The 12,858-nt window shown below is 70.3% G+C and carries 16 protein-coding genes; 1 reads left to right on the top strand and 15 read right to left on the bottom strand.

Features of this window, described 5'->3' with window-relative positions:
- Window positions 1-55 precede the first annotated feature (55 nt).
- From HALNA_RS02835 to HALNA_RS02870, 8 genes are all read right to left on the bottom strand, one after another.
- Window positions 56-1,453: an Hvo_1808 family surface protein gene (locus HALNA_RS02835; RefSeq protein WP_049934882.1), complete on the bottom strand. Its 1,398-nt coding sequence runs from the start codon at window positions 1,451-1,453 to the stop codon at window positions 56-58.
- Window positions 1,454-1,459: 6 nt separating this feature from the next.
- A complete protein-coding gene (locus HALNA_RS02840; RefSeq protein WP_049934883.1) occupies window positions 1,460-3,046 on the bottom strand; it encodes an Hvo_1808 family surface protein in 1,587 nt (528 codons plus the stop codon).
- 202 nt (window positions 3,047-3,248) lie between these two features.
- Entirely contained in the window at window positions 3,249-3,494 is a 246-nt protein-coding gene (locus HALNA_RS02845) for a DUF3194 domain-containing protein (protein WP_049934884.1), read from the bottom strand.
- Between the two features lie 4 nt (window positions 3,495-3,498).
- A complete protein-coding gene (locus HALNA_RS02850) occupies window positions 3,499-3,897 on the bottom strand; it encodes a prefoldin subunit beta (protein ID WP_049934885.1) in 399 nt (132 codons plus the stop codon).
- A 77-nt stretch (window positions 3,898-3,974) separates the two neighbouring features.
- A complete protein-coding gene (locus HALNA_RS02855) occupies window positions 3,975-4,253 on the bottom strand; it encodes a KEOPS complex subunit Pcc1 (RefSeq protein WP_049934886.1) in 279 nt (92 codons plus the stop codon).
- Window positions 4,254-4,331: 78 nt separating this feature from the next.
- On the bottom strand, window positions 4,332-4,466 hold the full coding sequence (locus HALNA_RS02860; protein WP_049934887.1) for a DNA-directed RNA polymerase subunit P: 135 nt from the start codon (window positions 4,464-4,466) through the stop codon (window positions 4,332-4,334).
- Between the two features lies 1 nt (window position 4,467).
- Complete coding sequence (locus tag HALNA_RS02865; RefSeq protein ID WP_049934888.1) at window positions 4,468-4,737, bottom strand: eL43 family ribosomal protein; 270 nt, start codon at window positions 4,735-4,737, stop codon at window positions 4,468-4,470.
- Between the two features lie 42 nt (window positions 4,738-4,779).
- On the bottom strand, window positions 4,780-5,502 hold the full coding sequence (locus HALNA_RS02870; RefSeq protein ID WP_049934889.1) for a DUF2103 domain-containing protein: 723 nt from the start codon (window positions 5,500-5,502) through the stop codon (window positions 4,780-4,782).
- 90 nt (window positions 5,503-5,592) lie between these two features.
- On the opposite strand from HALNA_RS02870, the gene HALNA_RS02875 reads away from it, so the two are divergent.
- A complete protein-coding gene (locus HALNA_RS02875) occupies window positions 5,593-6,939 on the top strand; it encodes a hypothetical protein (protein WP_049934890.1) in 1,347 nt (448 codons plus the stop codon).
- Here HALNA_RS02875 and truD read toward each other — a convergent pair.
- From truD to HALNA_RS02905, 7 genes are all read right to left on the bottom strand, one after another.
- A complete protein-coding gene (gene truD, locus HALNA_RS02880) occupies window positions 6,936-8,270 on the bottom strand; it encodes a tRNA pseudouridine(13) synthase TruD (RefSeq protein WP_049934891.1) in 1,335 nt (444 codons plus the stop codon). The two genes, HALNA_RS02875 and truD, sit on opposite strands and share 4 nt — an antisense overlap.
- Before the next feature lie 55 nt (window positions 8,271-8,325).
- Window positions 8,326-8,988, bottom strand: coding sequence for a hypothetical protein (locus HALNA_RS02885; protein WP_049934892.1), 663 nt, complete (start codon window positions 8,986-8,988; stop codon window positions 8,326-8,328).
- 87 nt (window positions 8,989-9,075) lie between these two features.
- Complete coding sequence (gene pth2 / locus HALNA_RS02890) at window positions 9,076-9,414, bottom strand: peptidyl-tRNA hydrolase Pth2 (protein WP_049934893.1); 339 nt, start codon at window positions 9,412-9,414, stop codon at window positions 9,076-9,078.
- Window positions 9,415-9,462: 48 nt separating this feature from the next.
- Entirely contained in the window at window positions 9,463-9,630 is a 168-nt protein-coding gene (locus tag HALNA_RS19760; RefSeq protein WP_157573430.1) for a hypothetical protein, read from the bottom strand.
- Between the two features lie 103 nt (window positions 9,631-9,733).
- Entirely contained in the window at window positions 9,734-10,885 is a 1,152-nt protein-coding gene (locus HALNA_RS02895) for a rod shape-determining protein (protein WP_049934894.1), read from the bottom strand.
- 48 nt (window positions 10,886-10,933) lie between these two features.
- Entirely contained in the window at window positions 10,934-11,452 is a 519-nt protein-coding gene (locus HALNA_RS02900; RefSeq protein WP_049934895.1) for a FlaD/FlaE family flagellar protein, read from the bottom strand.
- 217 nt (window positions 11,453-11,669) lie between these two features.
- The gene (locus tag HALNA_RS02905; RefSeq protein ID WP_049934896.1) at window positions 11,670-12,830 is read right to left on the bottom strand and encodes an MFS transporter; all 1,161 of its coding nucleotides are present in this window, start codon (window positions 12,828-12,830) and stop codon (window positions 11,670-11,672) included.
- Between the last annotated feature and the right edge of the window lie 28 nt (window positions 12,831-12,858).

Below are 12,858 nucleotides of genomic sequence, written 5' to 3' on the forward strand. Positions count from 1 at the left end.
ATTCGTCTTCATACGCCCCGTCGTGGATCGTCGTCCGCTTCGGCACCCGACGCGACTACCCGGCTCGACGCGCGTACACGCCGTCGAGCGCCTCCACCGTCGGCGCGTTGACGACGGTGACCGTCGTCCCGTTTCGCGTCACCCGGAACGCGTCGGCGTAGGGGCCGGCGGGCACCACCAGTACGTCGCCCTCGCGACGCTCGGCACCCCGGCGCGTCCGCAACAGGTCGCGGTACGCGATGGCGAACGCGGCGGCGTCGCCCGTCGTCGCCCACTCCGTTCGGAGGACGTAGGCCGTTTCCGTCCCGTTGCGGTAGGGGACGAGTCGGTCGCCGACCCAGCCGGCGGTGGTGGGATGAGTGTAGTTGTACGCCCGGTGTGGGCGCGTGGGGCGTTGCAGGTGGAAGGTCCCCGTCCCACCGTTGGCCCAGACGGTCGCGAACAGCGACGCCTCGCCGACCGTCGTCCCCGGCGGCGACCGATCGAACCGCGTCCAGTTCGCCGCCGACCGGTCCGGAATCCGAACCTCCCGCGCCGACCAGTTCGGGTAGCGGTCGGGGTGGATCACCTGTGCCGAACTCGTCGGGGGGTCGGCGTACGCGGCGTCCACCGCGGCCCAGCCACCGCGCTCGCGGAGCCGGTGGACGAACGCCGGCCCGTCGCTGTACGGCTGGTACGCGGCGACGTAAACGCCCATATCGTCGTCGAGGCTCGCGCCCGGCCCGGCCGGCGGCCGCGGGAGACACGCCCACCCGCTTTCGCACCGTCGCTCGTAGAGGTCCTCGATGTAGCCCGCGTCGCCCTCGATCAACCCCTGTCGCGCCAGCCGCTCGTCACGGGTCAGATTCGCCCGTCCGTCGAACACCGACCCGAAGTGCTGGTCCTGCAGGGCGTGGACCAGTTCGTGGGCGAGCGTCCGCCGATCCAGCATCGGCCGTGGTGTGTCGCTCACCACGACGATCCGATCCTCGCTTGGAACGTACGACCCCTGAACCGACGCGCCGTAGAACGACTCGAACACTGCCTCGACCGACCGATCCTCGCCGACGAGGAGCAATCCCTCCCACACGGCCTCGTCCCACCCCGTCGCCGTCACGTTCTCGTCGGCGAGATACGTCTCGCGGTCGACGACTGTAACGGGCACTGCCGACTCGAACTCCAGGCCCCGAACCCGCTCGACGCGGGCCATCGTCCGCGCGACGACGGCGTTCCGTTCGCTCGCGTTCAGCCCGTCAGTGGCGTTCACGTCGAGTGACTCGTCGAACCAGTAGCCCGCCTCCCAGCCGAGGCGATCCGTGGCCGGGTCGGCGAAGTCGGGGTGGGCGGGCATCGGCGTGGGCGTCGCTGTCGGCGTCTCGGTTTCCGTCCCCGTCGCCGCCGCTTCCGGGCCGACCGCGCCGCCACAGCCCGCGAGGACGACGAGCGCCGCCAGCAGAACCGGCCGGAGAGACATCCCGGTTCAGTGCCGCCGGGTCACCGTGGCCAGCGCCACCGCGGCGATCAGGGCGAGCACAGCCGTAAGCGCCCCGAATCCGGGCGCTTCGAGGCCGGTCGATCCCGATTCGCTCCCGTCACCGCCGGCGGCGGCCGTGGTACCGGCGCTACTCCCGCCGTCGCCGCTCGTCCCCGCCGGCCGCACGTCGCTCAGGTCGTCGGCCGTCGGCGCGTTGACGATGGTGACTCGCGTCCCCTCGCGGTCGATGCGGAAGGCGTCGGCGAACCGTCCCTCGGAGATCACGTACGTGCGCTCGCCCTGTTGGGTCGCGTCGTGTGCGTTCAGGATGGCGCGGTAGGCCCTGAGGAACTGGTCGGCATCCTGTTGGCTATCCCACTCGGTCACCCAGACGTAGCCGTACTTGGCGTCCTCACCGCTTCCCTTGCGATACGGGAACACCCGGTCGTTCCCCCAGCCGGCCGCGGCGCGCGTATCGTAGTTGTACGTATCGAGGCTACTGGTGGGGCGTATCGAGCGCTGCCACGACGTTTCGAGCGTGTTGGCCCCGGTTCTGCGCGCCTGATACCAGAACATCACGTACATCGAGGCCTCGCCGACCGTATCGGAGCCGTTCACGCCCTGGTTCGGGAACGTCTCCCAGCCGTTTCGCGCGCGGTCCTCGTACTCGATGGGGACCGGTTCCTCGTCGTTCAGGTGGATCACCTGCTCCGTCGAGGTGGGGGGGTTCTGAAACGCCTCGTCGACCGCCTGCCAGCCGCCCCGTTCGAGGAGCCAGTCGATGTACACCGGCCCGTCGGAGTAGGGCTGAAGGAGCGTCAGGAGGATGCCGAGGTTCGGTGGCGCTCCCGTCCCGCCGGCGCTCGAACGCGGCGTCTCGACGCAGTCCCACTCCGCGCCGCATCGCTCGGTGTAGCGTTGCTCGATGTAGTTGGCCTCGCCCTCGACGACGCCGTCGGTCGCCAGCCCGGCGTCCTGGGTCTCGGTGCTCGAAATCCGCTCGCCGAGGTCGCCCGTCTGGTCCTGCAGGGCGTGGGTGAGTTCGTGGACGAGCGTCGCGTTGTCGATGGTCGGGCTCCCCGGCGAATCGGTGATGATCCGGATGCGGTCGTCGCTGGGGGCGTAGAAGCCCGCGGTCGACTGCCCGGTCGCCGACTGGAGTTCCTCGTTCGCCCCCGCGTCCTCGCCGATGACGAACAGCGCCTCCCACACCTGGTCGTTCCACGCGTCGAAGTCGGGGGTATCCGTCTCGTTTCGACTGCGCTGGTTCCGGAACTCCTCGCGCGAGATGACCTCGACCGGCACCTCGCTCTCGAACTCCGCCCGTCTGACGTACTCGACGCGCGCCATCGCCCGCGCCACGTACGCGTCGAGTTCGGCGTCGGAGAGCCCGTCGGACTGGTCGACGTCGATGGGTTCGTCGTGCCAGTAGCCACCCTCCCAGCCCATGGCGTCACCGTCCGGATCGGAACGCTGTGGCGCCACGTCCCGGTCGGGGTCGATGGCCGCCGGGGACGCACCCGCAACGACCGCCGGACCGACGGACGCCACGACGATCAGTACCGCGAGACAGACGGAGGCCCGCTTTCGCATACCCCTCGTTGGGATGCGCTACGGAAGTACCTTGCCCGCGGTGTCGTCGTCGCGCCGACGGTCGCTACTGCGATACCTTCGAGGAGGCCACGGCGTGCCGTATCCCGTGTCGGTCGATCACTTCACGCAGTCCTACGCGGGTGCTAAAAGTGAAACGCCGTTAACGCCGGTTTGGAGCGGATTAACGGCAGTGTGGTTCGATTTATGCGTCTTCGAACAGCTCGTCGACGGCGTCCCGAGCCGCGCGTGCGGCTTCGTCCGCCACGGCCTCCGGGTCCGCCTCGTCGTCCGGTGCGTTCAGGTAGACGTCGACATCGAGGACGCCCGCCTCGAAGGTGACCGTCACGTCCAGGTCGCGCACGTCGGACTGGCGGTAGTGAGCGAAGACGACTCCCTCGGCCGCCTCGGCGGCCGTCCGGACGACGGTTTCGTCGTCGGGCTCGGCCACGGCCTTACGCGCCGCCGGCGCCGCCCGGTCCCATCGGGCCGCCGCCAGCGCCGCCAGCGCCGCCCTGCAGCATCTGCTGGAGCTCCTCCTGGAGCGACTCGAACTGCTCGCGGACGCGCTCTTCCTGTTTACCCAGCTGTTCGACGCGAACCTCCAGGCTCTCGACTTTCTCCTCGAGGTTCTCGTAGGCGTCGTCGTACTCCGTCGAGACGAGGAGTTCACCGACCTCGCGGTACATCTCGGTGTCCTCGTCGATGTCCTCGAGCGCGTCGAGCGCCGTCTGGGACTCGTTGAGCGTGGTCTCGGCCTGCTGTTTCTGCGCCGCGACCTGCTGAGCCGTCTCCTGCAGATCCTGCAGTTCCTCGATTTTCTCCTGGGCCTCCGGCGGCAGATTCCCTTGCATGGGCGGACCGTTGGGTCCCGGAGTGAAAAAGCCCCGTATTCCGTCCCGTGCCGGCGTGATCGACCGACTACGGCGGGCTACCTGTCGTCGGATCGCGCGTCGGCGCCGACCGTGACCGCCTCGGCTACGTCCACCAGCCGCAGCCAGGTGTTCGCTCCCGCCCGCAGGGCAACGAGGTCGGCCGCCCCGACCCGTACTCGAACCGTCCGCTCCTTGCGGTCGACGGCCGCCGTCGAGCGGCCGTCGTCTATCTCCCCCACTTCGACCCGGACGCTCCGTTCGACGATCCGGGCGCGTCGCTCGGCGTCGTACTCGAAGCGCAAAGAGAGGGTGTGTGGCGCGTCGTCGACGAGCACGTTAGATGGGCCGTCGTGTACCGGTGGGTCGCCGTGCCGGGTCTACGACCTGCCGGCACCGACCGACGACGAGCACGGTTACTCGATGTCGACTTCCTTGATCGTCGGCGCGCGCTCCTTCAGGAGCACCCGGTGCCCGCAGTACGGACAGCGAACGCCGCCGTACTCGTCGAGTTCCACGTCTCGCTTACACCGGGAACACTTGTAGCTCATGTTATTCGTCGTCGGTGGCGAGTGCCGCGCGGATCGACCGCCGGACGGTACGGCCGCCGGGCGTCTCGGGCCGGTACGCCCCGCCGGTGAAGGTTTCGCCCGTCTCCTCGTTCTTCCAGACGCCAGTTCCGACGCGGGTGACGCTGTCCCCGTCGAGCGTGGCGTTCTGCATCTCTCCTTCGATTTCCTTGACGCGCCGGCGGGCGACACGCCCGTATCGCGCGCCGAATCGGCCCGCGCTCCCGGTGCTGCGTGCCTTGTTCTCGGCCATAGTACCGCTCAATACCGCTAGCGAACGGATAAACCCTGCGAGTTACTCCTGTAGATCGGCGGCCGCCAGCGCCTCGTTCAGGTCGTCGCGAACGCGCTCACCCGTCTCACGGTTCATCGCCGTCGTGACGATCCGGTTTTCCTGCACGCTCGACCCGTCGCGCAGGAGCAGTCGCACGTTGCCGTTGCCGTCCGCACGCGTCACCTTCGCCCGCAGGCCGGACTGTGACCCCGTGCCGCCGGCGTCGATCGGCCCCGGAACGATCTTCTTGACGTGTGGATGCTCCGCCACCGTCGAGATGGCCCGTCTGCCCGTTCGTCCGCCTATCAGCGTCGTGTGCCGGCCACCGAGTTTCTCCTTCGGCGCCGTCTCCACCACCTCCAGCGCCCGCTCGCCCCGGCGATCCAGCACCGCGGCGACGGGGTCCTCGCCCGCGACGCGGTAGAACTCGTAGTGGGTCTCCGCGCGCACCGCCCGGATCGTCTCGCGGTCGCCCGCCGCGAACACCGTCTCCGGGCGCTTTCGGCGCAGTTCGTCCGCGATCAGCCCCGCGAAGTTCCGGCGCTCGATCACCCGCGCCTCCCCCTCCTCCTCCGGTCGCGTGGTGATCGTCGTCTCGCCCAGTACCTCCTCACCGTCGAGCATCGTCAGGTGGGCGCGGTCCTCGGCCACGTCGAGGACGACGGCGTCGCAGTTGGCGGTGTGACAGACCAGACAGTAGTCGCCCGGCCGGTCCAACGGGGATCCACACCGCCCACACTCCATACAGTCGTGGCAGACGGCCGCGCCGGATAAGTCCGTCTTTCGCGCCCGGACGGCACAAAACCCATTTGCACGCGCCGACACGCCCCGCCTATGGTCCGCCGCCTCCTCGTCGCCGCCCTCCTCGTCGGATCGCTCCTCGGGGTCGTGTTCGCGGCCCCCGTGACGGCCAGCCCTCGCCCCGTCGCCGTCTGTGCACCCTGCGAGCGCGGGTTCAGCGCCGCGGCACGGGCCCACGACACCCCCGTTCGGATCGAACACAGCACTGCCACGATGCGCGTCCACCGGAACGGCTCCGCGACGTGGACCGTCGAGAACCGCCTGAACGACACCACCGCCTTCGAGAACGCGTCGCTCCGCAACGCCGTCGCCCGCGACGCCGTCGCGGTCCACGACGCCCGCCTGCTGTCGACGAGCGTCGACGGGGATACGATCCAGATGCGCTACCGCACGCCCGACGCCGCGACCGAGGCGCCCGGTGGCGTCCTCCGGGTGACCCACTTCCGCGACGACCCCGGCGTGACAGTCTACACCGGTCTCGGCGCCGACCGCCTCACCCTCGTCGCGCCCGAGGGGATGGTCGTCGGCATCGGCCTCCCCGGCGCCGACGTATCCGACGACGACCGCCGGCTGACCGTCACGTCCTTCGAGGGCGACGGCGACGGTCCGTTCGTGACGCTCGTCCCCGAGGGTGACCCGCTCGCACCGCTGTGGAGTCTCGTCGCCGTCGCCCTCCCGCTCGCGCCCATCGTCGGGCGCAACCTCCTCCTTCTCGTCGCCGTCCCGACGCTCGTCTTCGCGGGTGGACTCCGAACGGTCGCGTGGGCTGTCGGCGCCGTCGGCCTCGATCCGGGCACCGCCAACCCCGGCCGGCGCGCACTCGCCGTCGTTGCTCTTGGCGTCCTCGCCCTCGCCCACCCGCTCGCACCGGGTTCGTTCGCGCTCGGCGGGACCGAACCCCCCCTCCTCGTCGGCGCGGTCGGTGTCATCGCCCTCGGCGGCGCCCTCGCTCTTCCCGCCGTGCGCGCCCGCCTCTCCTTCCGCTCTCTCGCCGGTCTCGTCGGCCTCACCTTCGCCGTCACCGTCGCCGTCGGCTTCGCCCTCCGAGCGGTACCGGGCTTGCACGTCGACGACGGTGTCGTCCGGCGGATGCTCCTCACGCTCCCCGTCTACACCGCCACGCTCGTGGGCTACGCGGCCGCTCATGGTGGACTTCGGTGCGCGCTCGCGGCCGCCGGCGGCGCGTTCGCCCTCGTCCTCGTCACCACCTTCCCCATCCTCTCGCAGGGCGGGACGCTCTACTTCCTCGGCGTCGTCCTCGCCGTCATCGGTGCCGTCGCCGGCGGCGTCGTCGGAATCCCGCTTTTCGTGCTGGGCCACGGGCTTCCCGGTGGGAGGTCGCGTGCGGAGGGTGGGACCGCCGGCGACGCGCCGGTCTAGAGGTCCCGCGGGTCGACTTTCAGATACTCCCTGAGGACGGCCGTCGCGTACGACCCGCTCGGGAGGGAAAAGGAGAGAGTCAGCGGATCGCGCGCGAGTTCGAGAGCGGTGTCGACGAGGATCGCCCGCCGCGTCCCCGTCGACTCGAAGTTGCCGGGGAGGTCGAAATCCGCGGGGTCGAGATCGAGATCGGCGAGGATTTCGCGCTCGATGTCGCCCGGTTCGCCGTCGCCGAGTTCCGTCTCCGTCCCCACCAGCGGCGCGGTGACGAACGCTCGCCCGCGCTCGCAGTGGCGACGAACCACGTCGACGCGGTCCGCGCTCACCCGCTGGAGCCGGCCGGTGTCGGGGAGGGCCACCCCGTCTGGCGCGTCGGCGTCCGCGAACGCCACCACGTCGCCGGCGACCGGACGGTCGAACGGCAGGCCGCGGCGCAGGCGTTCGGAGAGTATCCGATTGAACGCGTGGGACTGTGCCGCGTTGACGAAGAGGCGCTGGAGGTTCCACGGGACGGTTTCGAGCGCCGCGCGGAAGTCGGCGGGCTCCGCCCCGCCGTTCTCGACCAGCTTACGAAGCATCGACCGCTCGTAGCCGAGATGTCCCGGCATCGCGTCGAGCGCCGCCTGCCAGTCGGGGTCGGCGCTCGCCGCCACGTCGTCGACCGTCTCCCGCGCCGCCTGGGTCCGCTCCGGCTCCGTCTCGGCGGGGTTGCCTGCGTAGACGAGGACGGCCTCGCGCCACTCCTCGCGGACGACGTGGAGACCGACCTCGTGGGTGACGGGGCGCTTGCTGCCGAAGCGCTGGTTGCCGAAGACGTTGGGGACGGCGACGCGTCCGCCGCCGAACTCGCTGAGGTCCTCGGTGACGGCGGCCACCGCGTCGGGCCGGTCCGGATCGCGAACCCGGATCTGGAAGGCGTTGCCGGCGAGGTCACCGAACTCCAGGTTGCGGCCGATGCGGCCCAGGGGGTCGACCTTGGCGGCCGAGAGGGCGGGTAGGTCGGCGGCGTCGACGCCCCGGATCGAAAACAGCTGCGTCGTGACCGCGCGTTTGTCCTTGGTGCCCGCCCACGACACCCGTTCGCGGCTGATGCCCAGCGCGTCCGAGAGCGCGCCCGCGAAGTCGTTGGTGTCCCAGTCGGTGAGCGTCGCGCGGACGAGGAGGTGGGGGTACGCGCCGGGGTCGGCGTCGAGTGGCTCCGGCGCCATCGCCTCGATTTCGCGCACCCGGAAGTCGGCCGGGTCGGCGCGAAGGCGCCCGCCCGTGCCGGGACCGTCGCTCACGTAGTAGTCGATGCCGACCTGCCGTTCGAGTGGGTGTGCCTCGCGCATCTGAGCCGTCGCCTCCGGCTTCGCGGTCCCGACGGGATACGCTGTCGGTTCGGGGTCAGCCGACGAGGCCGACCCACTCGACCAGCAACAGGCAGCCGACGCCGATCCCGAGGGCGCCCGCGAACCCGTGGAGCGCACGTTCCAGCCCCGTTCCCAGCGTTCGCCCCCACAGCGCCGACACCGCCGCCATCGTCAGGACCGAGCAGACGCCGAAGGCGGCGAGAAAGGTGGCTGCCGTCGGGAGACCGGGCGCCGTCGAGACGAGGGCGACGACGAGGGCGCCGCTGCCGGCGACGCCGTGGAGGGCGCCCACGACCGCGGAGTCGCCGTGGAGGTGGACGTGGCCGCCGAGCGACAGTCGCCCCACGTCGACGCGCCCGTGGAGCGGCCGGGACCCGTGGGCGTGTTCGTGGCGACGGCCCACGCCCGCGAGCATCCGGGCGCCGAGGTAGATCAGGACGGCACCGACGGCCGCCTCGAAGAGGCCGACGACCGACTCGGGGAGACGTACGCCGACCAGGAGCAAGGCGAGGCCGAGGACGGCGATTGGGGCGGTGTGCCCGACACCCCACGACGCGCCGACGAGGCTCGGACGCGAAGCGGTGCCGTCCGATTCGTGGGGCTCGACGAGCGTCACCACTGCCGCGAGATGGTCGGTTTCGAGGGCGTGACGGGTGCCGAGGGCACCACCCGCGACGGCCGCGGCGACCAGTGACACGCTCGACACTCGTCGACGGGTGGCTTAATTCGCGCGGTTCGCGGTACGCCCCCAGCGAGTCCCACCGACGCCCACGGATACCCCCGCTCAGTACAGCGAGAGGTCGCCCGTCACCCCGTCGACCTCGTCGTCGTCGCCCGGCCCGACCGCGAGCGCCGTCACCGTTCCCGACTCCAACTGGGTGTGGCCGGCGTCGCGGATGATGGCGTTCGGCAGGCCCGCCCGCTCGGCGGCGTCGGCCAACTCGAAGAGTTCGGATTCGCCGCTCGCCTTCAGGACGACTTTCTTCTGTCCCTCGCCCTTCCACGCCCGGCGGGTGCGCTTGCTGGCGTCCTCGTACGCCGAGAGCGAGGCGTGGGCGACCTGTGCGGCGAGTTTCCCCTGTCCCATGCCGAGGTCGGTCCGCGCGACGATGGCCTGTTTCATACCTCGTCGCTGACGCGGGGGCGCCAAAGCGTCGTCGGTCCGGCGCGGTCACTCCTCGGTCGGTTCGGGGGGTCGAAGGGCACCGTAGCCGAGGCTCCCGACCAGATACAGGAGCGCCCCGGCGAACAGCGGAATCGTGACGAACGTCGCGATGGAGCCTTCGCTCCCGCCGGGGTCGATTTCGTATAGCTGTGCCGAGATGGCGCTCAGTTGCACGAGCAGGACGGCGATGCCGCGGCGGACGGTCCGCTGGAGGGCCGGCGTGTCAATGCGCGGCGTCTCGACGGGGCGGAGAAAGTCGTTTTGACTGGGGCCGGCGTCAGTACGCGTCCGCGTCGACGAGGCGGTCGGCGATGCGCTGGGCGCCGACGGCCGCCGACGTGGCCGGTTCGTCCGGCGCCGTCGCCTCGACCTCCCGCTGGAGTTCCTCGCTCAGCCGCTCCTCGAACTCCTCGACGATGCCGGGGATACAGGCCATCCCGCCGGTGAGGACGACGGGGCGGTCGAGCGCGAGCTGGTACACCTTGATGTAGTCGTTGGCGAGTTCGGGCAGGAAGGCGTTGGCTATCTCCTCAACGGCGTCGTCGACGTACTCGTCGACGGCGTCCATGACGCTGCGCTCGATGGTGAACTCGTGGGAGCCGCCGCCGGGCTGCTGGATCACGTCCGTGAACGGCTCGAAGTCGACGAAGTCGGCGTGGGCCTCCTTGTACTCGCGGGCGGTCGTGTTGTCGATGTTCACGCGGCCCTGAGTCTCCTCCTCGACGTAGTTGGCGATCATGCGGTCGACTTCGTTGCCGGTGACGGCGCCGGTGGTGAAGGGGACGAGCTGCTCGCCGCGGCGGTAGGCGGAGGCTTCGAGGTTCGTCGACCCCAGGTTGACGGTGACGAAGATGTCGTCGACGGCTTCGAGGCCGTCGCCGAGCGCGGGGACGGAGCCACAGAGCGACTCCGGATAGCTTCTGATCAGCGCCTCGCCGATCGAACTCCCTTCGATGACCGACTGGAGGTTCTCCAGCCCGCGTTCGTTGTCGATGGTCGGGATGGCGTAGACGACGGCGCTGTTTTCGGGGACGTCGTTGGCCTCGATCACTTCCTGGAAGAACGTCGACGTCAACTCGGCGCGGGATTCGTCCTCCGGCAGCCCCGAGCGGAGCGTGTACTGTACCCGGTCGGGATACTCGGTCGCCGCCTCCTCCCCGTAGAGTACCTTCTCCTCGCCCGTGATCACGTCCTCGTAGGTGGCGAGGCAGGTCAGTGTCTTGACCGTCCGCAACCCGTCGCCGTCGGGGATGGCGATGACCGTCCGCGTGCTCCCGAGTTTGACGCCGATGGGAATCGGTTCGCCGTCGCCGCCGTCGGCGGCCGTCTCGGCGTCCTCGCTCTCCGAGGACCGTGGCTCCTCGCTCTCCGAGGACCGTGGCTCCTCGCTCTCCCCGTCCGCCCCGCTCTCCGCGTCGGTGTCGCTCATACGGCCGGCGCTACACGGGGGGATGGTAAATAATCACGCCCACGATTCTCAGCGTTGCGAAAGGGAGGCGAGCCGCGCGACGTAGTGGAGGCTCACCCGATGATCGTCGGCGTCGAGGTCGTTCGCCGCGTTGGCTCGCGGATGATCGATCCCCGACAGGTAGCGCTCGAGCATCTCGGCGGCGTCGCGTCCGAGCCAGCCCACACGTTCGTAGAAGTCGAACGCGTCGGCCACCGACTCGCGGCCCGCCTGCATGACGAGAAACTCCAGCCACTCGAAGATCAACGCCTCGGCCGAAAGCGACGCGGGGAGCGTCGACAGATACGGCCGCTCGACGGCGCCCCGGTCCAACGCCGCGAGGTCGCGCGCGATGGCCGTCTCGAAGGCGACGGCGGCGGCCGGCCGGTCCGGGTCGTCGCCATCGTCGTCGCTCGTCTCCGCGGCCTCGTCGTCGTCCGCCGCGTCGACCCACGCCCCCGGCCACTCGTCGCGCCCCCCGAGCGACGGCTGGCCGACGCTGGCCGCCCGGAGTTCGTCGAGGTCGTAGTTTCGGGGGTCGATGGCCATCCGAACGCGAAGGCGTAGGGCCGCCCGGGAATTAAACCTTCGCGCGCGAGCCGGGATGAACGCTTATATCGTCGTCTCCGTGGCCGACGCCCGTCGGACGGACGTTGCACCGGTTCGAGCGACGGCCGGCAGTCACATACGGTTTAGTGTAAATCATTACCGGTGGTTCGCCGACCCGTCCTGGCGAACCGTCGGTAAACAGTTACACTACTCCGTATCAGGCGTCGACGCCCAGGACCCGGTTGGCGACGATGACCGAGACGAGGACGGCGAGCAGGATGCCGACGAGTCCGTAGGCGGCGAGCCAGCCGACCTGCGCGGCGAGTGTCCCGGTCACGCCGCTCCCGAGCGAACTCACGAGCAGGACGACGGTCCGCACGAGGCCGAACCCGGTGCCACGCTCGTCGGCGGCGAGGTGGTCCATGAACCGGGAGTTGAGGACGCCCGGCCACGAGAGGCCGAGGCCGACGAGGAGGGTTCCCGGAACGACGGCGAGGAGGCCGCCGTCACCGAACAGGAAGCAGGCGTAGCCGCCGACGCCGGCGAGAAAGGAGGCGGTCAGGGTCCGGTCCCGTCCCAGCCGATCCGAGAACCAGCCGAGCGACGGCGCGGCGACCAGCGTGACGGCGAAGACGACGCCGAAGACGAAACTCGCCCGCCCCGTCCCGAGGCCGACGTACTCGACGAGGAACGTGGGAAAAAAGGAGGCGAAGGACTGCCAGGTGAAGAAGGCGACCATCGCCAGCAGGGTGGTGAAGGCGATGCTGGGGCGGGCGAGCAGCGCCAGCAACGCCCGCGGGTCGACGTTCCACCCGGCGTCGGGGTTCGTGGGCGGCGTCTCGGGCACCCGCCACGCGAACAGGACGAGGGCAACGGGGGCGACGACGGCGGGGACGAGCAGGCCGGCCCGCCAGCCGAAGCGGACGGCGACGGCGGCGCTCGCGACGGGGGCGATCAGGCCGGCGCCCGACGCGCCGATTTCGTGGACGCCGAGCGCCCGGCCGGTGTTCTCGAACTGATCGGCGAGAAAAGATGTGCCGGCGGTGAAATAGAGCCCGGCGCTGGCGCCGAGGGTGACGGCGCCGACGGCGAACACCGCGATTCCGGGCGCGCTCGCGAGCAGGAGGCTCGTCGACGCGATGCCGCCCATCGCGAAGGTGACGACCCGGCGCTGTCCGATCCGGTCGGCGACGATGCCGCCCGGGAACTGAAAGAGGGCGTAGGCGGCCCACATCCCCGAGAGCGCGAGGCCGACGGTTCCTTTCGAGACGCCGAAGGCGTCGATGAGGTCGGGCACCAGCGGGCTCGGCGCCAGCCGGGCGACCATCGTCACGAAGAAGGCCCCGGTCGTCACGCCGAGCAGGTCCCACCGCTTCATCGGTGACTCCGTCCGCACGCACTCGCTT

The sequence above is a fragment of the Haloplanus natans DSM 17983 genome (genome assembly GCF_000427685.1).
GTDB lineage: Archaea > Halobacteriota > Halobacteria > Halobacteriales > Haloferacaceae > Haloplanus > Haloplanus natans.

Excerpts from the sequence above, each read along its gene's own strand:
- HALNA_RS02835 (WP_049934882.1), bottom strand. The coding sequence starts at position 1,453 with ATGTCTCTCCGGCCGGTTCTGCTGGCGGCGCTCGTCGTCCTCGCGGGC.
- HALNA_RS02840 (WP_049934883.1), bottom strand. The coding sequence starts at position 3,046 with ATGCGAAAGCGGGCCTCCGTCTGTCTCGCGGTACTGATCGTCGTGGCG.
- HALNA_RS02850 (WP_049934885.1), bottom strand. The coding sequence starts at position 3,897 with ATGCAAGGGAATCTGCCGCCGGAGGCCCAGGAGAAAATCGAGGAACTG.
- HALNA_RS02860 (WP_049934887.1), bottom strand. The coding sequence starts at position 4,466 with ATGAGCTACAAGTGTTCCCGGTGTAAGCGAGACGTGGAACTCGACGAG.
- HALNA_RS02865 (WP_049934888.1), bottom strand. The coding sequence starts at position 4,737 with ATGGCCGAGAACAAGGCACGCAGCACCGGGAGCGCGGGCCGATTCGGC.
- HALNA_RS02870 (WP_049934889.1), bottom strand. The coding sequence starts at position 5,502 with ATGGAGTGTGGGCGGTGTGGATCCCCGTTGGACCGGCCGGGCGACTAC.
- HALNA_RS02875 (WP_049934890.1), top strand. The coding sequence starts at position 5,593 with ATGGTCCGCCGCCTCCTCGTCGCCGCCCTCCTCGTCGGATCGCTCCTC.
- truD (WP_049934891.1), bottom strand. The coding sequence starts at position 8,270 with ATGCGCGAGGCACACCCACTCGAACGGCAGGTCGGCATCGACTACTAC.
- pth2 (WP_049934893.1), bottom strand. The coding sequence starts at position 9,414 with ATGAAACAGGCCATCGTCGCGCGGACCGACCTCGGCATGGGACAGGGG.
- HALNA_RS02895 (WP_049934894.1), bottom strand. The coding sequence starts at position 10,885 with ATGAGCGACACCGACGCGGAGAGCGGGGCGGACGGGGAGAGCGAGGAG.
- HALNA_RS02900 (WP_049934895.1), bottom strand. The coding sequence starts at position 11,452 with ATGGCCATCGACCCCCGAAACTACGACCTCGACGAACTCCGGGCGGCC.
- HALNA_RS02905 (WP_049934896.1), bottom strand. The coding sequence starts at position 12,830 with ATGAAGCGGTGGGACCTGCTCGGCGTGACGACCGGGGCCTTCTTCGTG.